The sequence below is a fragment of the Methylocapsa sp. D3K7 genome, assembly GCF_029855125.1.
GTDB lineage: Bacteria > Pseudomonadota > Alphaproteobacteria > Rhizobiales > Beijerinckiaceae > Methylocapsa.
Window position 1 is genome coordinate 2628288 of sequence record NZ_CP123229.1, and the last position, 24179, is coordinate 2652466.

A 24179-nucleotide genomic window follows, 5' to 3' on the forward strand; every position below is an offset into this window, starting at 1 on the left:
CTCATCGCCGCGGGCGGTGGCGCGGTTTGCGAGGTGTTTGCGGCGGCTTGGGTTTCTTTCCGGCACTCTCTCGCGGCTTTGCGGTCGGTTCACTCGTCGGCGGTTGCGGCTGCTTCCCGCGTTTTCTCGCGAGCCCATTGAGAGCCTCGACGGCGCCGGAAAACGCCATGGCGGTATAAATGTAGCCTTTTGGAAAATGAAAGCCAAATCCCTCGGCGATCAAGGTCGTGCCAATCAACAAAAGAAAACCAAGCGCCAGCATCACGATGGTTGGGTTGCGCTTGATGAAATTGGCAAGCGGACCGGCGGCAATCAGCATGAGCACGACCGCCGTGATCACCGCGATGATCATGATCGCGACGTGGTCGGTCATCCCCACCGCCGTGATAATGCTGTCGATCGAGAAGACAAGATCGAGGACGACGATCTGTCCGACTGTCGTGGCGAAGGCCCGCGGTTTGTGGGGCAGACCTTCGTCGTCTTCATCCGGATCGACATTATGATGGATTTCGCTCGTCGCCTTGAACACGAGAAAGAGTCCGCCGCCGATCAGAATGAGGTCGCGCCAGGAAAATGCCTGGCCGAAAGCTTCGAACACCGGCTCGGTGAGATGAACGACATAAGCGGCGCCAGCAACCAGCAGCACACGAAAAATCAGCGACAGGCCGATACCTATACGCCGCGCCTTCCCTGCGAGCGGCGCGGGCAATCTCGAAGAAAGAATTGCGACGAAGACAAGATTGTCGACGCCAAGCACGATCTCCATCGCGATGAGCGTGACAAGGGCAAGCCAGGCCGAGGGGTCGGCGGCGAGCAGCAAAAGGGAATCCATGGGAGGGTCTCTCGGCAATCGCGGCGAGGGCGATCAACAAGGGACGGCGGTTGTCCGCGCCGGCCCCGGCATGAGATCAGAATGCCGGGGAACGGCGCCTCTGTCCAGGGCGTGAGGCAGGCCCGCGCCCGCGCGCCCCTCAGTCCACGACGAAATTGAGGCCGACGGCGGTTTCCAAGGTGGCGCTCGCCGCATGCAGCGAAACCGCCCAGGTCTGATCGCCGACGATGCCGTCCTTTGTCACCCCGCCCCAAGTCTGGAACGCCTCGACGGAGGCTTTCGTGCGCGGACCGAATTTGCCATCGGCCGGCCCTGGCGTGGTGAGCCATTGGCCGGGTGCCCCATTTGTGAGCAGATTTTGCAAGCTTGTCACAATGGCGCCGGACGCGCCGCTCCGCAGCACGGGCATCGGACCGCCATCCGGCAAGGCCGCCCAGGTGGTTGGCCCGACAACACCGTCAGCGGGCAGGCCGGCGCCTTTCTGGAAATCCTTCACCGCGGTTTCGAGTTTGGCGCCGAAGACACCATCTATGGCAATTCCAAGATTGGGTGTCCGGCGGAGGGCGCGCTCCAACCGCTTGACCGCCTGGCCAGCATCCCCCAAACGAATCGTCGGCTGTCCCGGATTGGGCATGGTGTTCTCCCTAAAAAGTCCGGCGCTTCGGATGCGGCCGGTATGCCTGCATTTTAGCGGAGCTTGCCGCTCCCGCAAGCGCGGCGCATGATGAATGCGAAAGGCCATGACTATTTCGTGAAGAAATGGTCATGGCCCTTAGTCTTATTCTCAGATCAAATTTAATCGTGGTTCGTAAGTTTTATTGCGCTTGCAATGATGCGCTAAATTGAACTTCCTGCTGCCAAGGGCTGCATCAAAATACGTTGGCTCTACCGCCAGCCGCCGGAAGTTTTCGGCAAAAACTGCCGAAACCCACTTCTCGTTTGGCCGGCCTGCGTCAGCCGCAGACACGGACGCGGTGGTAGCCGACAAAGTTGCCATAGGCGTTGTAAGTCGGCTGGCGGGTGAAGTAGCAGCCGCCGGGATATCCATAGTAGTAGGGAGTGGAAGCGGCGGCGGCCGCGGCGCCCAGTGCCAAACCGGCGGCCACGCCGCCAATTCCCCAGCCCCAGGGATGATAGCCCCACGCGGCCGCAGGGGTTGATGTGGCGGCGACGCCCATGCCGAGGGTGGTCACGGCAAGTCCAACAGCAATGGTTTTGCGAAAATTGATCATGATTGTTTTCCTCTCCCATGCCAACCGATCCGGTCAGGCATTGAGGGAAGATTAACCAAGAGCTGCACGTCCCGATGTGCGTTTGCGCACGTTCGTCACATCACGCCCATCGGGCCGATCTTCAGGCCGTCGGCGAGCTTTTTCTGTTCATCGCTGAACGACGCATAAAGCGGATCGAGCGCTGCCTTGATCGCCTGCAGAGCGGCAAGGTGTTTGGCTGCCATCATCGCGTGATGGTCGAGTTTTTCGGGAAGGGACGCGGCCATACCGAATTGCATCCGTTTGTCCATCGCATCCATCGACGCCTCCATGTCCTTCGCCGACGCGAGAAGTGCGTCGGAGAATTTGGTCCACGCCGGCATTTGCGCGTCGGTGATTTTCAGCTCGGTCTTGAGAGATGCGATGCGATCTCCGGCATGCGACAGCTTCTCATGCATCATCGACATCATGTGTTCCATGCCGCCGCCCATCATGTGTCCCCCCTTCATCTCATCACCCATCATGGGGGCGTCTTGGGCGGATGCCGCGAATGGCGCGAACGCCAATACGGCCGCGACAGAAAGAGCGGACAACCGATGTGTGACTTGAACTTTCATGACCAGGCTCCTCATTTTCAATTCCCCACGCGGAATTGAAATTCGAACATCCCCTTGGGGGTTCCAGCTTGGTCGTTCTAGGCGGGTCGAGGCCAGTCTTTCTTGATGCAAGTCAATTGGCGGCCCGGTTCGTCAGGCACCGGCGCGAGTTCCTCACGCGGCGCCGTGGCAATGCTTGTATTTCTTGCCCGAGCCGCAAGGGCAGGGCTGGTTGCGCCCGACCTTCCCGACGGCCCCCCGTTGCTCGGCGGGTTCACGAACAAGCGTTTCGGTGGCCCCCGCGCCGGAAGCGCCGAAAATCGGATTGACTGTCTGTGCGCCGGGACCGTTCGCGGCGGGAAAGGCGGCATGGACCGGGGAGCCCGGAAAAGCCGGTCCCCCGGCATCGGCAACCTCGATCGCTTCCATCGGCGGCGGCCGCTCGAAGGCGACCTCGACGCGATTGAGTTGCGTGGTCGTCGCCTCCCGTAGATGTTTGATCAATTCGCTGAATAGCTCGAAGGCCTCGGCCTTGTATTCATTCAACGGATCGCGCTGTGCCATGCCGCGCCAGCCGACAACTTGGCGCAGATGATCGAGTGTCACGAGATGCTCGCGCCACAGATGATCGAGCGCTTGCAGAACGATCTGCTTTTCGACATAGCGGGTAATTTCCGGACCGTTCTTTTCCACCCGGGCCGCGTAGGCTTCGCCGGCCGCCTTACGCAGACGCTCGTGCATCTCGTCCTCGGTGATCCCTTCTTCCTTGGCCCAATCGGCCAGCGGAAGCGTGATGTTGAAGGCAGCTTGCACGGCTTGCGTGAAATCCCCGATGTCCCAGGCTTCCGGGTAGGAGTCGCGCGGAATATGCTTGGCGATGAGATCGTCGACAACGCCTTCGCGCATGTCGGTAATCATTTCCTCAAGTGAGTCTTGCGCCATCATCTCGCGGCGTTGTTCGAAGACGACCTTGCGTTGATCGTTCATGACGTTGTCGTATTTCAGAATGTTCTTGCGCATGTCGAAGTTTCGAGCCTCGACTTTTTGCTGCGCCTTTTCGAGCGCCTTGTTGATCCAGGGATGAACAATCGCTTCGTCTTCCTGGAGGCCGAGCTTGACGAGCATGGACTCCATCCGGTCGGAGCCGAAGATCCGCATCAGATCATCCTTGAGCGACAAGAAGAATTTCGAACGGCCCGGATCGCCTTGCCGCCCGGCACGGCCGCGCAACTGATTGTCGATCCGCCGGCTTTCGTGACGCTCGGTGCCGATGATATAGAGGCCCCCGGCGGCAATCGCCTTGGCCCGGAAGCGCTCGACCTCGGCCCTGATTTCGGCTTCCTTCGCCTCGTGTTCGGAGCCTTGTTCAAGATTGGCGCATTCCTGCGCGACCCGCATCTCGACATTGCCGCCGAGCTGAATGTCGGTGCCGCGGCCGGCCATGTTGGTAGCCACGGTGATGGCGCCGGGCACGCCCGCCTCGGCGACGATAGGGGCTTCCTGCTCATGAAAGCGGGCGTTCAAAACCGCGAACAGCTTTGAGGGCTTGTCCGAGCGCGCGGCCGCGTAGAGTTTTTGCAAGGCTTCCGGATGGGTGAAATCGATCTGCTTATAGCCCTGCTTTTTCATCGCCTCGGCGAGCTGCTCGGACTTTTCGATCGATGTGGTGCCAACAAGCATCGGCTGGAATTTCGCGTTGGCGGCCTCGATCTCGCGGACGATGGCGCGAAGTTTTTCTTCGGCCGTGCGGTAAACTTCGTCGTCCTCGTCGTGGCGCTTGACCGGCTGGTTGGTCGGAATCTCGACGACATCGAGCTTATAGATTTCGGCGAATTCGTCCGCCTCGGTCGCGGCCGTCCCGGTCATCCCGGCGAGTTTGCCGTAGAGGCGGAAATAATTCTGGAAGGTGATCGAGGCGAGCGTCACATTCTCCGGCTGGATCGCGACGTGCTCCTTGGCTTCCAGCGCCTGATGCAGCCCTTCCGAGTAACGGCGGCCCGGCATCATCCGGCCGGTGAATTCGTCGATGATGACGACTTCGCCATTGCGCACAATGTAATCCTTGTCGCGCTTGAACAATTTATGCGCGCGCAAAGCTTGGTTCACGTGATGCACGAGGGTGACATTGATGGCGTCATAGAGCGAGCCCTCGGAAAGCACCCCGAGTTCGCCCAGCAATTCCTCCATATGCTCATTGCCGGCATCGGTCAGATTCGTCGTACGCTGCTTCTCGTCGAGTTCGAAGTCCTCTTCCGTGAGGCTCGGAATGGCTTTGTCAGCCGCGACATAGAGGTCGGACCGATCGTCGGACGCCCCCGAAATAATCAACGGCGTGCGCGCTTCGTCGACGAGAATCGAATCAACCTCGTCGACGATCGCATAATGATGACCGCGCTGAACCATCTGGGCGAGTTCGTATTTCATATTGTCGCGGAGATAGTCGAAGCCGAACTCGTTGTTGGTCCCGTAGGTGATATCGGCGGCGTAGGCGCGGCGGCGTTCGTCGTCTTCGAGGCCATGCACGATGGTCCCGGTCGAAAGTCCGAGGAAGTTATAGATGCGGCCCATCCATTCGGCGTCGCGGCGGGCGAGATAATCGTTGACGGTGATCACATGCACGCCCTTGCCGGCGAGCGCATTGAGGTAGCACGCGAGCGTCGCGACAAGCGTCTTGCCCTCACCGGTCCGCATTTCGGCGATTGCGCCTTCGTGCAATACCATGCCGCCGACCAGCTGAACATCGAAGTGCCGCTGCCCGAGGACGCGGCGGGCCGCTTCCCGCACCGTCGCGAAAGCCGGAACCAGCAAATCCTCCAGGCTTTTGCCGGCGGCGACCGCTTCGCGAAACGCCACGGTCCGCGCGGCGAGTTCGGCATCGGTGAGTTTCTGCACCTCGGGCTCGAGCGCGTTGATCGCCGCGACTTTCGGCCGATAGCCCTTGAGACGGCGATCGTTCGAGGAACCGAAAATCTTTTTCGCGAAGGAGCCAAACATTACAAAACGACCTTTCTGGAGCAGGACCGGAGCACTCTATTCAATGTCACAAGCGCTTGCCTCACGATCCCACATCGAACTGGATCACGGTTCAACTCGATCGTATTCGCGTGATCTTTGATCCGCCCACGGATTTCCGTACGGACAGCGCCTTAAGCGGTGCCTCGAAACTTGGGCGTCTGCCTGAAAACCCGCATGTCTACCGCACCGCAACACTGGCCATGGAGGGTCGACACACGGATTGCCGCTTTTACGGGGGCCGAAAAACTCTGGAAATCCGATCTGGCGGTTGCCCATTCGACAGATAAGATTGGGGCCGGGGCTTGTCAAATCCGGCTGTCCGTGCATGGTCGCGCGGCAAACAACCCCAATGCAGCGCTGCTTTGAACGCGGCGGCCTATCCTTGCGGAGCTCAACTTCATGATTCTGACGAATAGCCTGCGTACCAAAGCCGCCGGTATGGTGTTCCTGCTAAGCTTGGCGGCGCCCGCGGTCCTTACGGCCTTTCCGGCGGCGGCCAAGGTTCTCGCGACGGTCAACGGAAAGCAAATTACCGATGAGGATTTGGCCCTTGCCGCCGACGATCTGCGGTCCAGTCTGCCGCCGCAGGCCGACCAAAAAGCGCGTGACAGCTATGTGCTCGATTATTTGATCAACAGTGAACTGGTGGCGCAAAAGGCGCTCGCCGACAAGGCCGACCAGACGCCGGAATTCGCCAAGAAGCTGGCTTATTACCGCGAAAAGCTGCTGATGGAAGGCGTCCTCGAGAAAGTCGCCAAGGGTGCCGCCACGGATGCGGCCATCAAGGCGACCTATGACGAGGAAATCAAGAAGCAGAAGCCGGAAACCGAAATCCACGCCCGCCACATCCTGGTCGGAACCGAGGATGAAGCGAAAACAGCGCTGAAACGGCTGATGGGCGGCGACGAATTCGAGAAACTGGCCAAGGAACTCTCGAAGGACCCGGGCTCAGAAGGCGGCGATCTTGGCTGGTTCACCAAGGATCGCATGGTGCCGGAATTTTCCGACGCCGCGTTCAAGCTCGATGTCGGTCAGGTGTCCGACCCGGTGAAAAGCCCGTTTGGCTGGCATATCATCGAGATCCTCGACAAACGTGAAAAAACGCCGCCGCCGTTCGATCAGGTCAAGGATCAGGTGAGCCGTTATGTCGTTCAAAAGGCGCAGCTGGCTTACGTTCAAGATCTGCGCAAAGGTGCCAAGATCGAGCTGACCACGCCGCCGGAGCCGCCGAAAACCGACAAGCCCGGCACCCCCGCCCCGGCGCCAGCCCCGGGCAAGAAATAAGCGGCTGAGGGTCAAAAGCCCGGTTGGGTGCAGGAAGGGAGGCGGTGGGCGCCTCCCTCGAGGCTTGCACCTTCCCCTTAAAAATCGCCAAAGATCTCAATCCCATGGCTACCGTCTCGCCGCTTGCCCCCAAATCCTTTCCCGAACTGCCCGAAATCGAAGGCGTACGCTTCGCCACGGGCGCGGCGGGCATCCGTTATAAAGAGCGCACCGACGTCATGCTGGCCCTGTTCGACAAGGGCACGCAGGTGGCGGGGGTTTTTACCAAATCGAAATGCCCCTCGGCGCCGGTCGATTGGTGCCGGACGAAACTCAAGGGCGGCAAGGCTCGCGCCCTTCTCGTCAACTCGGGCAACGCCAATGCCTTTACCGGTAAGACGGGAGTCCAGGCAGTCAAATTCGCCGCCGCGCTTGCCGCCAAGGCGACTGGGGCGCCGCTTCCGGAAATCTTTCTGGCCTCGACCGGCGTCATCGGCGAGCCGCTCGATGCCACGAAATTCGATGGCGTGCTCGACAAGCTTGCGGCCCGCGCCTCTCAGGGGGGTCTGTTTGAGGCGGCCAAAGCCATCATGACGACCGATACCTTTCCGAAAGTTGCCACCGCGAGGACGATGCTCGGCGGCGTCGAGGTCAGGATTTCCGGCATGGCAAAAGGCGCCGGGATGATTGCGCCCGACATGGCGACCATGCTGGCGTTCGTGTTCACCGATGCGCCGATCGCCGCGCCGGTCTTGCAATCCCTGCTGTCGAAGGGTGTGCAAACATCCTTCAACGCGATCACCGTTGACAGCGACACCTCCACCTCCGACACGCTGCTGCTGTTCGCGACGGGCGCCGCCGCCAAGCGCGGGGCGCCGCACATCGCCGCCGCCAACGACCGCCGCCTGGCGCCCTTCAAAGCCGCGCTCGACCATCTTCTCCTCGATCTCGCACATCAGGTCGTGCGGGACGGCGAGGGCGCCCGCAAATTCGTCGAGGTGCAAGTGACTGGCGCGGCATCGCCCGGCGCCGCCAAGAGGATCGCGCTCTCGATTGCCAATTCGCCGCTCGTCAAAACCGCGCTTGCGGGCGAGGACGCCAATTGGGGCCGCGTCGTCATGGCGGTCGGTAAGGCGGGCGAGCGCGCCGAGCGCGACAAGCTCGCCATCTGGTTCAACGGCGTCCGCGTTGCTCACAAGGGCCAGCGTGACCCGGCCTATGACGAGGCGGAAGTCTCCAAACTCATGCGCGCGGATGAAATTGCCATTCGCGTCGATCTCGGCCTGGCGAAGAGCGCCGCCAAGGTGTGGACCTGCGATCTCACGAAGGAATATGTCGCGATCAATGGCGACTATAGGTCGTGAAAAATTCCTGACTGGCAAAAGTCAGAGTCTGCCATTCATCGCACGGCTGGCATGATCGGCGAGGCGGAGTCGATCCTGTCAAGGACGCGAGCTTTGCTCGCGCCGGCGCGGCCGGTGCTATAGCCCGTTGCTTGCGACGGGCGTTCTTCGGAACGCCCTATGGCATCCTTGACAGGTTCGATCCGCTCGCCACACTGGCCGCCGTTGAATAAATGGCGAGTTGCGATTTCGCCGGGTAGCGATTCCACAAAGGGCGAGCCGCGCGCGTGAAACTTTTGCTCGTCACTGCCGCTGCGCTCATTGACCCGGATTGCCGGGTGCTGATCGCGCAACGCCCGCTGGATAAGCAGCTTGGCGGCCTGTGGGAGTTTCCCGGCGGAAAAGTCGAAGCGAGCGAGCGGCCGGAAGAAGCGCTGATCCGCGAATTGCGCGAGGAACTCGGGATCATCGTCGAAGAGGCTTGCCTCGCGCCGCTGACGTTCGCGAGTTTTGCCTATGAAGATTTCCACCTTTTGATGCCGCTTTATATCTGCCGCCGCTGGAAGGGGCTTGTCGTCGCGCGGGAACATCAGGAGCTGAAATGGGTAGCCCCCAAGGAGCTACGCGCCTATCCAATGCCGCCCGCTGACGCGCCGCTGATACCGGCGCTGATCGATCTTTTGGGGTGAGCCATCTGCGCTAGGATGGCGGCTTGGGATGTAACCCCAGGCAATGTGAACTTGATCAGATCATTTCATTACGTTGGCGAGACGATGGTGTTTGGGGGAGGCCGCGCAACTTAATATATATGATAATGTCTTTGTATCACACGCTTATAGGTGTCCATCTATGACTTCTCGTCGCCCCGTCCTCCCGAAGCCGGAAATCCCGATCCTCACCGTCGACCAGAAACGCCGCCGCATTGAGCGGTTGCAAAACTGTATCCGCGATCTCGGAGCCTTCGATCCTCAAAAGGTGCAGAAGCGATATGGTGTGCCTGAAGTCATGGCGCTCGAGGTGGCTATCGCTGACGCGCTGTCAGCGGCATTTGGGGACCGCACGCCTGCCTATGAGCGTTACAGCCGCGCTGCCACGCTCGACCACGGCCCCCACATAGCCCGCATGCCCCCAGTCTGGGGTGGTGGATCAATAAATTACGATGCCCGGGATGCGGATGAAGCGCGCCACTATTTCGCAGATGGCAAGCAGCAATCGGTTGTCCTCCTGCACCAAGCGATCCGGACACTTGAGGACGAAATTGCTGAACAAGAATATGAGACCAGCTCTTCACCGCCAACGCATGTGGTTGCGCAGGCACCTCTGTCTCGCAAGGTGTTCGTCGTTCACGGTCACGAAGAGGGACCACGCGAAGCCTTGGCGCGTTTCCTTGAAAAGATCGATTTCACACCTATTATCTTGCACGAACAAGCAAACCAAGGCCGTACCATTATCGAGAAATTCGAGGACCATGCCGATGTCGGTTTTGCGGTCGTGTTATTGACCCCCGATGATATGGGCAGCCCCCGCGATGGTACGCAGCAACCGCGAGCACGCCAGAATGTTGTTCTGGAGTTGGGCTACTTTATCGGGAAGCTTGGTCGTAGGCATGTGTGTGCCATCAAATCCGGCGAACTAGAAATGCCTTCAGACATCATCGGCGTAGCTTGGACACCGTTCGATAATAGCGGCGCATGGAGGACTGCGTTAGCCAAGGAATTGGAAGCGGCTGGCAACGAAATTGATTGGAACAAAGCAATGCGATCATGACCTAGACGAGTCCAGGCTTACTTGGTCTTCTTTGCTGACGGTGGTGCCTGCCGTCACCTCACGTAAACCATCGCACCACCCATTCAATCATTTTCTTCACCCGCTTGGTGTAGGGCGGAAACAGCATCGGCACGACGCTGAACTTGTCTTCCAGCACGGCACGCTCATGCGAGAAGGCGCGGAAGCCATAAAATCCATGCCCATTGCCGAGCCCCGACGTGCCGATGCCGCCGAACGGCAGATTCTCATGCGAGAAGTGAATCATCGAGGCATTGATGCAGGAGCCGCCCGCCGAAGTTTCCCGCAAGATGCGATCGATGCGCGCGCGGTCCCTAGCATAGATATAAAGCGCGAGGGGTTTTGGCCTCGTGTTGATCGCGGTGAGTGGCTCCGCCAAATCCCGATAGGCGACGATGGGCAAAACCGGCCCGAAAATCTCTTCCTGTAGGATCGCTGAATTGGAGGCCGCTCCGGTCAGCAGCACCGGGGCGATGAATTTTTGTCCCGCATCGCGTTTACCACCTGCGACGATCACAGCACCACCCGCCGTCGCATCGTCGATGAGGCGCGACACGCGGTCGAAATTCCGGGGGTTGATGATCCGGGCGTAATCAGGGCTTTGCATGGCATCGCCATACATTGATGCGATGGCATCTTTCATCGCCTCGATAAATTGCGGCAAGCGGCTTTCATGCACAAACGCATAGTCTGGTGCGATGCAGGTTTGCCCGCTATTGGAAAATTTGCCCCAGGCGATGCTCTTCGCCGCCTTCACGATGTCGGCGCTTTCATCGACGATGACCGGCGACTTGCCGCCGAGTTCCAGTGTGACCGAGGCGAGATGCTTGGCCGCTGCCGCCATGACGACTTTGCCGACGCCTGGGCTGCCAGTGAAAAAGATATGATCGAAGGGCAGATCGAGGAGTGCCGCCGAAACCGAAATGTCGCCCTCGAACGCGGCGATGTCTTGCGGGTCAAATGTTTCGCGGATCAGTTCCGTCATGACCGACGCGCAAGCCTCGCTGATTTCTGAAGGCTTGACGATGACCGGACATCCGGCGGCGATGGCGGAGATCAAAGGCCCGAGCAAAAGGCTGACCGGATAATTCCAAGGTGCGATGATCAGCGAGACGCCTCTCGGCTCGTAAACGATCCGCGCCCTGGTCCCGAGCATCATGAGGGTCGGCGGGACGCGTTTCGGTTTCATCCAGGATGCCAGATGCCGGCGCGCGTGGCGGATACCGGCGATCACTGGAAGAAGCTCCAAAAATTCCGTCTCGGCCTCGGACCGGTGCAAATCGGCGGCGAGTGCTTTAAAGATCGCGGCGCGATGGCTAAGAATTGCCGCTTCGAGCCGCTTCAGCTTTTCGATCCGCATCTGCGCCGTGGACGTGCGCAGCGCGATCGCTGTTTTGCGCTGCGCGGCGAAGACGGTCTCGATCGAAGGGTATGACTGCGTTGTGGCGCTCATGGTTTTCGAGCTTCCCTGCGTTACGCTATGCGGCGTTGGCAAAATAGTTCCCATGGAAGCCGAAGGGAATGACATGCGGCGCATAGGCGCGCGCGCACTCCTTCATGGTCGCCGCATCGACGGCCAGCAGGAATGACCGCGCGCCTTCGCCATCGAGCACCACTGACAACAGAACGCCTTCGTCCTCAGCCCCGGCATTTGGCGCGGGGACAAACACCGGCTCGCCGGGAAACGTGTCTTTCTCGGTCCAGTTCGCGAGCTTTCGCGTGTCCAGATCCTGTTTGACGAGACTGTCGAAAAAACCGCTGCCCGTTGGGCTCGCGCCCCAGACATAGCGATGGCGGCGCCCGGCAAGCCGGGGATAGGCGATGCGCGGGAGTTCCAGCGGCGCGCCCGACAGAACGGTTTGTGTGACCGGCCCCTCGCCGAGGGGAATTGTGAACCGCGTCAAAAGGCTTTGCGGAATGGCTTTGCCAGCGCGAAGTTCGGCGAGATAGAAGGCATCGATGACGCGCGCGTCAGGATAGGCGAGGAGATCGAGCACGACCGCACCATCTTCATCGAACGCATTAACATGGTGAAACGAAAAACAGGCCTCGGCTTCGGCGCGGCGGAGGATCACGCCGGTGTCCTTGTCGATCACGGTGAAGCGGACACCCCGCGACGGCACCCAACGATAGGATTCGATGAAGGGACGCCCGCCGAACAACAGCCGCAACGGCGTCGTCACCAGCGGAAACTCGGCGAGGACCAAAGTGCGCTCGCTCATCGCGAAACTGTGGGTATAGGCGGGCTCGCGGGTTTCGATCTCGGCGACCACGCTCCGGTGATGCGAGCCGGGAGCCATGCGCGTAAAGCGGTAATAACTCTTGCGGCCGAAGCGGGTCTCGAAATTGTAGATCAGTTGGCGGCCCGCGTCATAGTGAGGATGCGCCGTCGTAAGCTCGTTTTTAAGCCCGTCCGTCCATTCGAAGGGGCCCAGCGTCTCGAGGGTTTCGGGATCGAACCGCAGCGGGCAGGGCGTTTCCGTCAGGGCCACCGTGTCGTGGCCGCCATAGGCCAGCACGTTCACATTGCCATTGTCGGTGAGTTTTCCGGTCAGCGGGCCGAGAATCCTCGACCAGAGGCGGGAGCCGTTCGTCGCGAATTCATCGCTCACAATGGTATTTTTCACAATTGCATTGCGATAAGATTCGCTTTGGAGAAAGCGATTGGCGTAGTGGATTCGTCCGCCATCGAAGCCGAAACGGTGCAGCATCGCAAGCCCGTCGAACCAATGGCGATAGGCAGCGGCCCCCACTTCGAATTTGGCGGGGCCGGTCCGCAGCAAGACACCATTCAACCACGGAGGCGGGCTGCCCTGCCAGGCGAGTTCGTCGCCCTGTGTCTCGGCGCCGAGGGTTTTGAAACCCGCTGAAAATCCCATGCTTGTCAACGGGTCATCCTGATTGCAAAACCGCGCTTTCGCATTTGATCGCGGACACGCAGCTTCCGCAAGATTTGCCGGCCCCAGACAATCCCTGGCGCTAAACGGTCACCGGGATGAGCCACTCACTCTGACTTTGGGATATCGTCTGGCGCAAGCAGTTCCCGCACGGCGCCGAGTTCGCCGATGAACTGACTAAGCCTTTCGCTCAAGGACTGCCGCAAACGCTCGGCGCTTTCGGGGAACTCCTGCAGCACGCGATGGAAGAGCGGGCGAGGAATGCGAAGAACCGTCGAGGGCTCGCGGGCGATCGCCGTCGCCGGCCGCCGTGTTTGCGTCAGAAGCGCGAGATCGCCAATGAGGCCGGGCGGGCGCACGATCCGCGCCGCGGTGCCGGTGTCCGCCGCATCCATCGCGATCGAGCCGCTGAGCACCACATAGCCGCCATTGGACATTTCATCCCGCCGGAACAAGACATCGCCAGCCCTCAGAATGAGCGAATCGCCGGAAAAAGCGATCAGCCGCAGCGCTTCCGGTTCAATCACCGAAAACGTCGGGTTCCGCGCAAGTTTGCCGATATCGTCTTCCAGACCCATTCGGGCGCCCCCCTGGCCGCGAACAGGCTCGCCGGGCCATCACGGGATCAGCTTATAGCCGCCCGCCGCCGTTACGAGAAGCTGTGCCTTGGCTGGATCGCGCTCGATCTTTTGGCGCAGCCGGTAAATATGGGTTTCAAGGGTGTGCGTCGTGACGTTGGAATTGTACCCCCAGACCTCGCGCAGCAGAACCTCCCGTGAGGTGACCGATTGGCCGGCGCGGTAGAGGAACCGCAGGATCGCGGTTTCCTTTTCGGTCAGGCGGAGCTTGTTGCCTTTTTCGCCGATCAGATGTTTGGCCCCCGGCTGGAATGTATAAGGCCCGATCCGGAAGAGCGCCTCTTCGTTCGACTCATGCTGGCGCAAATGCGCTCTGATCCGGGCGAGCAGTTCGGCGAAGCGGAACGGCTTTGCCACATAATCATTGGCGCCCGCATCAAAGCCCTCGACCGTGTCGGTTTCGGAATTGCGCCCCGTCAACATGATGATCGGGTTCTTGAAACCTTCCTGGCGCAATTGCTTGACGACCGCGCGGCCGTCCATATCCGGCAAACCAACGTCCATGATGACAAGATCGGGTGTCTGTCCGTGCACCGCCTCGATTGCGCCCTTGGCCGTGTCCGTTTGGACCGCCGTGAATTCTTCATGCAAGGCGAGCTGCTCGGTCAAGGCGGCGCGCAAATCCGCGTCGTCGTCCGCGATCAGGATTTTTAAAGCCGTGGTCATGAACTGGTCCTTGATGAAGAGGGCATTCCGCTCAATAACCGGCCGGGAACTGTACTGGTTCCTCCGGCCGCGTCCCGCTGTCTCTGCCTTTCTTAATGGGGAACACACAAAGTGGATCGTCCGCCACGAGGCGGGAAATTGCGCTATAAAATCATTTCGCCCCGCCGGCGAATCGCTTTCACAGGGCGAGAGCATAAGCTTGCATGAGACGTGTTGCAAAAAAACTGGAAAACTCTTTTGCGCGCGGACACATCAAGGTCAAGCATGGCCTGAGCCGTCTCGTCGTGACATCCTCCATCCGGCAGGCTCAAGCGCAACAGCACCTGACTGGCCGGATGCAGGCCGGTCCTCTCGTGCTTCGCTGCGCCCTGGGACAGACGGGACTGACGCACGCCAAGCGCGAAGGCGATCACTCGACACCGGTTGGAGAGTTCCGCCTGCTCGGTGGCTTTTTTCGGGCGGACCAGACCTTACGCCATGCGTGGCCCTTTCCGATGCGCCCGATCCGTCCGAACGATGGCTGGTGCGACGATCCGGCGAGCGCAGCCTACAACCGGCCTGTAACTTTGCCCTCGCGCGGAGGCCACGAAAAACTTTGGCGCGCGGACCGGCTCTATGATCTCGTGATCGTGCTCGACTACAATATCCGACCGTGCCGCAAGCATCGCGGCAGCGCGATTTTTCTGCATTGCGCGCGGCCGGATTTGGCGCCGACCGAAGGCTGCGTCGCGCTCCGTCCCAACGATCTGCGAAAATTGTTGCCGCGCCTCGCTAAGAAAGCCGTGCTGGTGATCAGGTGAGGGGCTGCTTCATTCATTGAGATCGGCGAAAAACGCTGAACTGGAACTTCTGCGTGGCCCCAGCGGGTGTGACATGGTCATGGCGGCGAGATTCAACAAGGGTGAACTTGTCTCCCAGAACGGCGCCGATGGAAGCTGCATCATGCCGCAGGACGGGAAGACCGCTGCACTTTTGCGGTCCATCCGGCGCGAATGTGCCAATGATGACATGGCCACCCGGCCGCACGGCCCTCGCCACGCGTTCCGAATAAGCCCGGCGGTCGGCGGCTTCGGTGAGAAAATGAAATGCCGCGCGGTCGTGCCATAGGTCATAAGGTTTCGTTGGCTCCCAGGCGGTGACGTCAGTGGCGATCCATTCCACTTTCGCGGACCGTGCCCCGAGCCGGGCTTTAGCGGCCGCCAGCGCTTTTTGCGAAATATCAAGAACGGTAAGCGCGTCAAAGCCTTCGTCCAAAAGGGCATCCACCAGCCGAGACTCGCCGCCGCCAATATCGATAATCGCGGCGCTTGGTTTCACTCCCGTTGCCCGGATGAGTTCGAGCGAGATGGAGGGGCGTACTTGAAACCAGCTCAGATCGTTCCCGGACTTGGTCTCGTAAATATGCTCCCAATGGGCTTGCCCGCCGGCGGTCAAGGGTCACCTCCCATCCGCCATATGAACCTGTGTCGCCGCCTCAGCGGCTCCCAAAAATCGCACCGCCAACCCTTACATGGGTCGCGCCGAGCTGGATTGCCAGTTCGAAATCGCTGCTCATCCCCATCGAGAGCACGGCGATCCCGTTGCGCTTGGCAATCTTGTTCAACAGCGCGAAATGCGGCGAGGCCTGCTCGTCCACCGGCGGGATGCACATCAAGCCCGAAATGTCGAGGCCATAATCCGTACGGCAGCTGGCGATAAAGCGGTCCGCCTCTTGCGGAAGCACCCCCGCCTTTTGCGGCTCGGCACCCGTATTCACCTGGACATAAAGGCGGGGATGACGGCCGGTTTTTTGGATTTCGGAGGCGATCGTCTTGGCGATTTTTTCGCGGTCCACCGTCTCGATCACGTCGAAAAAAAGCACCGCTTCCTGCGCCTTATTGGATTGCAAAGGCCCGATCAGATGCAGTTCGAGGCCGAGATGGTTTTTCTTCAGCGCTGGCCATTTCTCCAGCGCCTCCTGGACCCGGTTCTCGCCGAACACACGCTCGCCAGCCTCGATGATGGGCGTGATATCCGGCGCGGCAAAAGTTTTGGAAACACAGACGAGCGTCACCTCTTGCGGATCGCGACCGGCGTCGCGCGCCGCGCGGGTGATGCGGGCGCGCGATTCCGCGAGCCGGTCGAGGCTGGTTTCGGCTGTTTTCAATCCAGCGGCTTCCACTGGTCGGTGATGAAGCCGCGCGGATCGACGGTTGCAAATGTCTTGGTGATGGTTGCTTTGCTTCCCACGCATTTCCACTCGTAGATTGTGTCGTGCCCCGTGGCGGCCATGGGGACGACGTCCGAGCCTGGGTTTTGTTTGCAAAAATCGGTGGCGCCCGGTGAATTGCGGCTGGTGTTGGCCTTGCCGCAAACGAGATTGGCGCCCGTGTTGCACAGCCAAGCCTTGCCTCCCATGCAGCGGAAGGATGTCGTCTTTCGAATAAAGTCGTCGGGCGTATTCGAAATACTGAAAAGCTGGCGCGCTTTTGGAACGAGGCTGGCCGGGATGGTTTTGACCTTGTCATTGTTGCCGAGCTTCGTGCAGAGCGCCTGAACATCCTCCGCGCTGGCCTGTCCCATGGCCAGGATCGTTACGGCTCCGGAAAAAGCGGCGTGAACCAAGCAATGCATTGTCGCCTCCCCTGATTTGGTCCGGTCGAGGCCTCAAATCGTACCAAAATGTTTCACGTGAAACGTTTTGGTACGATTGGCGCCGGAAATCTTACAAGCCTGTATACTTGAGCCTCTCTTCGAGCGATAGGATCGCGCGGAAAATTGGTCTTATTGCTAAGCGGGTAAAATTTCTCGGAGGTTCCATGAGCGCGGTTCGTGACATTGCGGTTTTTGTCGGCAGCCTCCGCAAGGAGTCGATCAACCGGAAACTGGCACTAGCACTCGCCGGGCTTGCGCCATCGTCCCTGAAACTGACGATCGTCGAGATCGGCCAGCTGCCGCTGTACAATCAAGATCTCGATCAAGACCCGCCGCAGGTCTATACGGACTTCCGGGCGCGGGTGAAGGCGGCCGATGCTGTTCTTTTTGTCACTCCCGAGTACAACCGCTCGGTACCGGCGGCGTTGAAAAACGCCTTGGATGTTGGCTCGCGGCCATATGGCCAGAGTGCCTGGAACGGCAAACCCGGCGCCGTCATCAGCGCCTCGCCCAGCCCCATCGGCGGTTTTGGGGCGAACCAGCATCTTAGACAATCGCTGGTGTTTTTAAACGTGCCGGCGATGCAGCAGCCAGAAGCCTATATCGGCGGCGCCGATAAGCTTTTTGATGCGAGCGGCAAGCTCATCAATGATGGGTCGCGCGCGTTTTTGCAGCAATTTGTTGAGGCGTTCGCGAAGTGGATCGCTGTCCAAAATTCTTGACTGATTGCCGCGGCCAAATTTTGCGGCTCCGGGGATAACTCTGAAAAGCCCAATCATCTCGAATGTCCAGGGCGCCCTTGGCTGCGGCAAGGCTACTGCGAGAGTCGCGGTCGAGGGCCGCAAAAATTTTTGTGCGGTGCAGAACCAAACCCCAGCCCTTACGGTTAAGCTGACTATTAATCTTTATCGCTATCGGCCACCTCGCACAGGAGGACGGACCAAGTCCGTGTCCTGACGAAGCGCAAACTTGGGGATGTCCATGTTCGCAAACCTTTTTGCCGCAAGCGCTGGTTTGGGCCCCCGCCGCCGGGTCGCTTTGTGGGTCACGCTCGCGATGGGGCTGTGCGCCATGGTGTGGCCGGCGGAGGTCAAGGCCTGGACCGGCCAACCCCTGGCCTATGTCACCAGCGCCAATGGCATTTCCGTGATCGACACGGGGAACAACTCGGTTGTCGGCACCATTGCCTGCTGCAGCGTGGCCGCCGTGGCTCCAGACGGCAAATATGTCTATGCGCTTGTGCCCGGTTTTTCGTTTTTCCGCCTCGACATTTCTGTCATCGACGCCTCCAATGATGTGGTGATAGGGACCATCCCCTTAAACATCAGCAGCGTCCCGGGTGCGCTGAGTCTGAACACCCAATTTACAGCAAAAATCGCCGCTTCACCCGATGGGAGCCAGCTCTTTGTGGCGACCGGAGCTTGTTTCCAAAATATGGGAGACTGCCCTAGTCCTGGATCTCAGCATGTCGCCGTCTGGTTGATCGATATAGCCTCGCGTTCGGTGCATGCCGCCGGTTCGTTTTATGGATATTACGCCAGTGACATCGCCTTTGCTCCCAACGGACACTTTGTTTACCTGAGAGATACCTTCGACTATCTTTCTCAAGACTGCTCGCTTTCGTTATATCCTGCGGGGAGTACCAAATCGTCGAAGGACGTTACACTTTCTTCCTACTATGGGTCTTTACAGGGATTGGCCATCTCTCCAGACAGCAAAACGGCCTATGTGCGGTGTTCGCCCGACGGTTCTGGGGCAAGTGACATATTTAAAATCGACACGGCTACCACGACCATGGAAAAGGCTATCCCGCTAGAACCTCATTCGTTTTTTAATTCGGCAGTAAACGTCACGCCGGACGGAAAGCGCGTGTATGTTCGGGGAACCAAGGTCATTGTGCTTGATACGGCGAGCGATGCAATCGTGACCACGGTTGACACCGGCGATCCCACCGGCGGTGGACTCGCCGTTACGCCCGATGGGACGCGCGTCTATACCGCAAATCCCAGCAAAAATACCGTCTCGATCATAGAGACCGCAAGCAATACCGTTGTCGCCACAATTGCGGTTCCCTCTCCCAGTGACATCGTGATGATGCCGCCGCCGCAGGGGACTCCGTTTCTGGCCTTGCGTGCAGGACTTGACGTCAATCTAGGTAAGGATCCAGGCAAAGCTAAGCTCCAGTTCAATTCGTCATTTGTCCTGAGCAGCACCGCGAGCAATGGAATTCACCCTGATACCGAACCCGTCAAACTGCAGGCCGGTCCCTTCATCGCGACGATTCCAGCCGGATCGTTCAAAGCTCACGGCGACAGATTTGGCCGTTCTTACAGCTATGAAGGCGACATCGATGGCGTGTCACTGAAGGTGAAAATCGCGCAGACAGGGAGCTTGCGCTATTCTGTCCAGGTCGAGGCCCAGGGCGCCCCTCTCAGCGGAATCGCAAACCCGGTGCAGGTGTCGCTGGGCATTGGCGATGACGCCGGCTTGACCTCGTTAACAGCTCATTTTGGGGGCAGCCGGACGGCTGGCCTGACCAAATAGAACATGACCCCCCAGAGGAGATTGACCGAGTCTGTTAATTAATGCTGTGTAGGATTGATAAATAGCCCGTTAAACCCCTGCGCTTACAAAGCCCTCATGCTGAGGAGGCGCCGAAGGCGCCGTCTCGTCCTTCGATAATCTCAGGATGAGGGCACGAGGCGTCCCATCCTTCGAGACGCAGGCTTCGCCTGCTCCTCAGGATGAGGGGGATGGTGAAACGGAATTGAGTGGTCGACGAACACAGCATGGACTCTGAGCGCTACAACGCCCGCGAGGCGGAACCCAAATGGCAGGCGATTTGGGACGAGAAGGACATCTTCCGGACCGGGAACGCGGATGCGCGCCCGAAATATTACGTTCTGGAGATGTTTCCCTATCCGTCCGGCCGCATCCACATGGGCCATGTCCGCAACTATACGATGGGCGATGTGATCGCCCGCTATAAGCGCGCGCGCGGGTTCAATGTGCTGCATCCGATGGGCTGGGATGCATTCGGCATGCCGGCCGAGAACGCCGCCTGGCACAACAAGAGCCATCCGGCCGATTGGACCTATGCCAATATTGCGTCGATGCGCACGCAATTGAAGTCGATGGGGCTGTCGATCGATTGGTCGCGCGAGATCGCCACCTGCGATCCCTCCTATTACAAGCACCAGCAAAAAATGTTTTTGGATTTTTTGGACGCAGGCCTGGTGGTGCGCAAGAAATCCAAAGTCAATTGGGACCCACTCGATCATACCGTGCTCGCCAATGAGCAAGTCATAGACGGGCGCGGCTGGCGCTCCGGCGCGCTGGTCGAGCAGCGCGAGCTAACCCAATGGTTTTTCAAGATCACCGATTTCGCCGAAGAGCTTTTGGGCTCGCTCGACACGCTGACGCGCTGGCCGGAAAAAGTCCGGCTGATGCAGGCCAATTGGATTGGCCGCTCGGAAGGGCTCGGCGTTCGCTTCGAACTTGACCCCGCGCCCGCCGTGAAGGCGCGCGAGATCGAAGTCTATACGACGCGCCCCGACACGCTGTTCGGCGCCAAATTCTTGGCCATTGCCGCCGATCATCCGCTGGCGGCGGAGGCGGCACGGAACGACCCCGCTTTGGCGGCGTTCATCGACGATTGCCATCATGGCGGCACGTCGCTGGCGGCGATCGAGACGGCGGAAAAGAAGGGCTATGACACGGGGCTCAAGGCGCGGCATCCGTTTGATCCGGAGTGGAAGCTTCCAGTGTATGCCGCCAATTTCGTGCTGATGGACTACGGCACCGGCGCGATTTTCGGCTGTCCAGCGCATGACCAGCGCGACCTCGAATTTGCCAATGCCTATGGGCTCGGCAATACGCCGGTGGTCTGTCCGCCTGGTCAGGACCCGGAGACGTTCGAAATTACTGATACCGCCTATGATGGCGATGGGGTGCTGATCCATTCGCGGTTTCTCGACGGGATGAGCATCGCGGCGGCGAAGGAAGACGTCGCCAGACGGCTCGAAGGGAGACCGCTTGGCAACCGGCCGCAAGGCAAACGCGAGGTCCAGTACCGGCTGCGCGATTGGGGCATTTCGCGCCAGCGCTATTGGGGCTGCCCGATCCCCATCATCCATTGCGAGGCCTGCGGCGTGGTGCCGGTTCCCGCCGCCGATCTGCCGGTCGAACTGCCAAAGGATATGAGTTTTGACGAGCCGGGCAATCCGCTTGCTCGGCATCCGGCATGGAAACATGTCACATGCCCGAAATGCGGCGGCGCGGCGCAGCGCGAAACCGACACGATGGACACGTTTGTTGACTCGTCTTGGTATTTCGCGCGGTTCACCGATCCGTGGAACGAGGCCGCACCCACGACTCCGGAAATGGTCGAGAAATTTCTGCCCGTCGATCAATATATCGGCGGCATCGAGCATGCGATTTTGCATCTGCTTTATGCGCGGTTTTTTACGAGAGCGATGCAGGCGACGGGGCATGTCGGCGCGCTGAAGGAGCCGTTTGCGGGACTGTTTACGCAAGGCATGGTCGTGCACGAAACCTATCGCGACCAGGATGGGACGTGGCTGTATCCGGCCGAAATCCGGCTCTCTGTTGGATCTCCTCCGCAGGCCGGCAATGCCCTCACTTCTGTCAAAAGTGATGGGAGCCAGGCTGTGGGAAGACGGGCTTTTAGCATCAGCACCGGCGGGGAAGTCACGATCGGCGCCATCGAGAAAATGTCGAAATCGAAGAAGAACACCGTCGACCCCGACGACATTATTTTGGCTTTCGGCGCCGATACGGCGCGCTGGTATGTGCTGTCGGATTCGCCGCCCGAGCGCGATGTCATCTGGACCGAGGAAGGCGTCCAGGGCGCGGCGAAATTCGTTCAGCGGCTGTGGCGGCTGGTTGGCGAATTGAAGGGCCTCGCGGCGCCTATTGTAACTCCTGTTCCGGCGGATGTGTCGGCGGAGGCGGCGGCGATCCGCCGGGCCGTGCATGGGGGCCTGATCAAGGTCGAGGAAGATATCGAGCGGCTGCGCTTCAATCGCGCCGTCGCGCAAATCCATGATCTCGCCAACAAGCTGTCGGCGGCGGTCGGCGACATCGAAACCGCAAAGGTGGCGCCGGATCTCCGTGCCGCGTTCCGCGAGGCGGCCGATATGCTGACGTTGATGTTGGCGCCGATGATGCCGCATCTTGCCGAGGAATGCTGGGCGGCGCTTGGCCACAGGGATTTGGCGGCGCAGGCGGCATGGCCGTCCGCCGACCGGGCGCTTGTCGTCGAGGATACGATCGCCTATCCGGTGCAGGTCAACGGCCGCAAGCGGGCGGATCTCGTGGTTGCGCGCGATGCCGGAAACGCGGCGATCGAGGCGGCGGCGCTGGCGCTCGAACCGGTGCGCCGGGCGCTCGAAGGCAGGCCGGTGAAAAAAGTCATCATCGTTCCGCAAAGGATCGTCAATGTCGTGGGTTGAATGGCAGGATCGACCGGCGCTTGCCCGCGCCTTCGCCACGCTTCTCGGGGCGTTTGCCTTGTCCGGTTGTATCCAGCCGCTATACGGGCCGTTGAGCGCGGGCGGCGATGTCGCGGGCGAATTGCAGGCGATCGAGGTCACCCCGATTCCCAACCGGCTCGGTCATTATCTTGGCAATGAGCTGATCTTCGCGTTGAACGGCACCGGATCGCATGTGCCGCCCAAATACAAGCTGACGGTGACGGTCAGGGAGACTGTGCAAACGCCCTTGATCGATACAGTGACGGGCTATCCGACGGCCGCGACCGTGGTGGTGAACGCCGATTACGTGCTTGAGCCGGTGCAAGGCGGCGAGCCCATCACCAAGGGCCACGCCATCGCGGCCGTGAGTTATGACCGGACAAGCCAAAGATACGCCGATATTCGCGCCGCGCGGTATGGCGAAATCAGCAATGCGAAAACGCTCGCCGATCAGATCCGCACCGGTATTGCGGCCGTGTTCGCCGGGCGAGGATAGACCCCGGTGGTCGCGGTCAAAAACCACGAAGCGGACCGTTTCCTCGCACGCCCCGCGCCACATATTTATCTGTACCTCGTGTTTGGCACGGATGCAGGACTTGCCGCCGAGCGGGCGCAAAAAATTATCAAAGCCGCCATCGATGATCCGAAAGACCCCTTTCAGCTCGTGCGCATCGCTGGCGACGAACTGGCTGCCGATCCTTTGCGGCTCGCCGATGAGGCCAACACAATTCCGCTGTTCGGTGGCAGGCGCGCGATCCTGATCGAGGCGCAAGGCAAGGCGTTTGCCACCGCGCTCGAACCAGTGCTTCGCGGGCCCCCGCCGCAAGATTGCACGATCGTCGTCGAAGCCGGCGCTTTGAAAAAAGACGCGCCATTGCGGGTGCTGTGCGAGCGCGGCAAAAACGCCGCTGCGATCCAGTGTTATCCGGATTCCGCCAAGGACATCGCTCAATTGATCGAAGCCGAGGTTGCCGGGAGCGGCCTGACGATTGCTCCGGACGCCAAAGCGTTTCTTGTCTCCCAGCTTGGCCAGGACCGCCTCTCGACGCGCTTGGAGATCGAAAAGCTGATGCTATTCGCGCATGGCGGCGGAGAAATCCGCCTCGATCATGTCGAGGCCATTGTCAGCAATGCCTCAAGTCTCATGGCCGCCAAGGCTGTCAATGCGGCATTTGATGGGGATCTTGCAGCCCTCGACGCGGGTCTGCGCGATATGGCGGGCGCGGGCGATCATCACATGGTGCTCGCCGGTGCTTTGCGGCACGCACTGGACCTGCATCGCGCTCGTCCCGGCGCTTCTTACGAATTTACGGGAGCGGGCTTTGGACAAAAGGATGCCTTCGAGCGGCATTCGCGGCTTTGGACGCAAACGGGCCTTGTCCGGGCGATCGGTATCCTCAGTGAGGCGATCGCGAGGACGCGCCGCGAACCAAAACTTGGATCTTCCGCCGCCGAGCGGGCACTCTGGTCAATTGCCCAATCCGTCCGCAACAAAGCCACCGCGCGGTGATGGCGCGGGTGGCACGAAGTGCGCTATTTTGCCGCGTAAATCCATCGGCTTTGAGAACATCGTCTGCTTGGAGAAATCCCGTTCGCGCCATCGCGGTCCGCCTCACGCTGTCATGGATGCAACAATCCACGCGGAAACGCAGGGAAGGCATTCTTTGCGGCCAGGGTTGCGCCGCAAAAATCTCTATGTTAGTTCACCCCTCGCCTCTGGGGCGAGGCGGTATTCTTCGTTTCAGCTTCAGTCCGAGCCAATTTTCCCGTCTCACGCCGTGAAATCATGGCTTCATCCTTGCAC

General features: G+C 60.0%; 22 protein-coding genes. 10 read left to right on the forward strand and 12 right to left on the reverse strand.

All coding sequences use genetic code 11. The features are described from left to right. Position 1 precedes the first annotated feature (1 nt). From QEV83_RS12310 to secA, 5 genes are all read right to left on the reverse strand, one after another. On the reverse strand, positions 2-832 hold the full coding sequence (locus tag QEV83_RS12310) for a TerC family protein (protein WP_280128021.1): 831 nt from the start codon (positions 830-832) through the stop codon (positions 2-4). A gap of 139 nt (positions 833-971) precedes the next feature. Next, positions 972-1466, reverse strand: a complete 495-nt coding sequence (locus QEV83_RS12315; RefSeq protein ID WP_280128022.1) for a peptidoglycan-binding protein — start codon at positions 1464-1466, stop codon at positions 972-974. Between the two features lie 319 nt (positions 1467-1785). Beyond that, complete coding sequence (locus tag QEV83_RS12320) at positions 1786-2064, reverse strand: hypothetical protein (RefSeq protein WP_280128023.1); 279 nt, start codon at positions 2062-2064, stop codon at positions 1786-1788. Between the two features lie 95 nt (positions 2065-2159). Next, complete coding sequence (locus QEV83_RS12325) at positions 2160-2537, reverse strand: Spy/CpxP family protein refolding chaperone (RefSeq protein ID WP_280128024.1); 378 nt, start codon at positions 2535-2537, stop codon at positions 2160-2162. Positions 2538-2813: 276 nt separating this feature from the next. After that, positions 2814-5633, reverse strand: a complete 2820-nt coding sequence (gene secA / locus QEV83_RS12330; protein ID WP_280128025.1) for a preprotein translocase subunit SecA — start codon at positions 5631-5633, stop codon at positions 2814-2816. A 420-nt stretch (positions 5634-6053) separates the two neighbouring features. Here secA and QEV83_RS12335 point away from each other — a divergent pair, with 420 nt between their 5' ends. The 4 genes from QEV83_RS12335 (at position 6054) to QEV83_RS12350 (ending at position 10027) form a co-directional block, all read left to right on the forward strand. Continuing rightward, on the forward strand, positions 6054-6938 hold the full coding sequence (locus QEV83_RS12335; protein ID WP_280128026.1) for a peptidylprolyl isomerase: 885 nt from the start codon (positions 6054-6056) through the stop codon (positions 6936-6938). Positions 6939-7042: 104 nt separating this feature from the next. Next, a complete protein-coding gene (gene argJ / locus QEV83_RS12340; RefSeq protein ID WP_280131047.1) occupies positions 7043-8281 on the forward strand; it encodes a bifunctional glutamate N-acetyltransferase/amino-acid acetyltransferase ArgJ in 1239 nt (412 codons plus the stop codon). Positions 8282-8547: 266 nt separating this feature from the next. Beyond that, positions 8548-8949 (forward strand): (deoxy)nucleoside triphosphate pyrophosphohydrolase, encoded by a 402-nt coding sequence (locus QEV83_RS12345; RefSeq protein WP_280128027.1) that lies wholly within the window; start codon positions 8548-8550, stop codon positions 8947-8949. Positions 8950-9109: 160 nt separating this feature from the next. Continuing rightward, positions 9110-10027, forward strand: a complete 918-nt coding sequence (locus QEV83_RS12350; RefSeq protein WP_280128028.1) for a nucleotide-binding protein — start codon at positions 9110-9112, stop codon at positions 10025-10027. A gap of 58 nt (positions 10028-10085) precedes the next feature. Here the strand turns inward: QEV83_RS12350 and QEV83_RS12355 are convergent, their stop codons facing one another. The 4 genes from QEV83_RS12355 to QEV83_RS12370 all read right to left on the reverse strand — a co-directional run bounded on the left by QEV83_RS12355 (position 10086) and on the right by QEV83_RS12370 (position 14246). Next, complete coding sequence (locus QEV83_RS12355) at positions 10086-11498, reverse strand: aldehyde dehydrogenase family protein (RefSeq protein WP_280128029.1); 1413 nt, start codon at positions 11496-11498, stop codon at positions 10086-10088. A gap of 25 nt (positions 11499-11523) precedes the next feature. Beyond that, the gene (locus tag QEV83_RS12360; RefSeq protein ID WP_280131048.1) at positions 11524-12924 is read right to left on the reverse strand and encodes a carotenoid oxygenase family protein; all 1401 of its coding nucleotides are present in this window, start codon (positions 12922-12924) and stop codon (positions 11524-11526) included. A 125-nt stretch (positions 12925-13049) separates the two neighbouring features. Continuing rightward, complete coding sequence (locus tag QEV83_RS12365; RefSeq protein WP_280128030.1) at positions 13050-13520, reverse strand: cyclic nucleotide-binding domain-containing protein; 471 nt, start codon at positions 13518-13520, stop codon at positions 13050-13052. A gap of 39 nt (positions 13521-13559) precedes the next feature. Continuing rightward, complete coding sequence (locus QEV83_RS12370) at positions 13560-14246, reverse strand: response regulator transcription factor (protein ID WP_280128031.1); 687 nt, start codon at positions 14244-14246, stop codon at positions 13560-13562. A gap of 203 nt (positions 14247-14449) precedes the next feature. Between QEV83_RS12370 and QEV83_RS12375 the strand changes: the two genes are divergently transcribed. After that, entirely contained in the window at positions 14450-15046 is a 597-nt protein-coding gene (locus QEV83_RS12375) for a L,D-transpeptidase family protein (protein ID WP_280128032.1), read from the forward strand. A 13-nt stretch (positions 15047-15059) separates the two neighbouring features. Here the strand turns inward: QEV83_RS12375 and QEV83_RS12380 are convergent, their stop codons facing one another. Genes QEV83_RS12380 through QEV83_RS12390 form a run of 3 tightly spaced genes read right to left on the reverse strand, consistent with a single transcriptional unit; the run spans position 15060 to position 16859 of the window. Next, positions 15060-15680, reverse strand: a complete 621-nt coding sequence (locus QEV83_RS12380; RefSeq protein WP_280128033.1) for a class I SAM-dependent methyltransferase — start codon at positions 15678-15680, stop codon at positions 15060-15062. A gap of 40 nt (positions 15681-15720) precedes the next feature. Further along, complete coding sequence (locus QEV83_RS12385) at positions 15721-16392, reverse strand: YggS family pyridoxal phosphate-dependent enzyme (protein WP_280128034.1); 672 nt, start codon at positions 16390-16392, stop codon at positions 15721-15723. Beyond that, positions 16389-16859: a hypothetical protein gene (locus QEV83_RS12390; RefSeq protein ID WP_280128035.1), complete on the reverse strand. Its 471-nt coding sequence runs from the start codon at positions 16857-16859 to the stop codon at positions 16389-16391. Before QEV83_RS12390 ends, QEV83_RS12385 begins: the two co-directional genes overlap by 4 nt. Positions 16860-17044: 185 nt before the next feature. Between QEV83_RS12390 and QEV83_RS12395 the strand changes: the two genes are divergently transcribed. From QEV83_RS12395 to holA, 5 genes are all read left to right on the forward strand, one after another. Then, positions 17045-17602 carry an NAD(P)H-dependent oxidoreductase gene (locus tag QEV83_RS12395; RefSeq protein WP_280128036.1) on the forward strand — a complete coding sequence of 186 codons (558 nt, stop codon included), beginning with the start codon at positions 17045-17047 and terminating at the stop codon, positions 17600-17602. A 259-nt stretch (positions 17603-17861) separates the two neighbouring features. After that, positions 17862-19424, forward strand: a complete 1563-nt coding sequence (locus QEV83_RS12400; RefSeq protein ID WP_280128037.1) for a YncE family protein — start codon at positions 17862-17864, stop codon at positions 19422-19424. Positions 19425-19669: 245 nt separating this feature from the next. Then, positions 19670-22354 (forward strand): leucine--tRNA ligase, encoded by a 2685-nt coding sequence (leuS, locus tag QEV83_RS12405; protein WP_280128038.1) that lies wholly within the window; start codon positions 19670-19672, stop codon positions 22352-22354. Continuing rightward, complete coding sequence (locus QEV83_RS12410; RefSeq protein ID WP_280128039.1) at positions 22341-22871, forward strand: hypothetical protein; 531 nt, start codon at positions 22341-22343, stop codon at positions 22869-22871. The genes leuS and QEV83_RS12410 overlap by 14 nt, the downstream gene beginning before the upstream one ends. A gap of 6 nt (positions 22872-22877) precedes the next feature. Beyond that, positions 22878-23885, forward strand: coding sequence for a DNA polymerase III subunit delta (gene holA, locus QEV83_RS12415; protein WP_280128040.1), 1008 nt, complete (start codon positions 22878-22880; stop codon positions 23883-23885). Positions 23886-24179 lie beyond the last annotated feature (294 nt).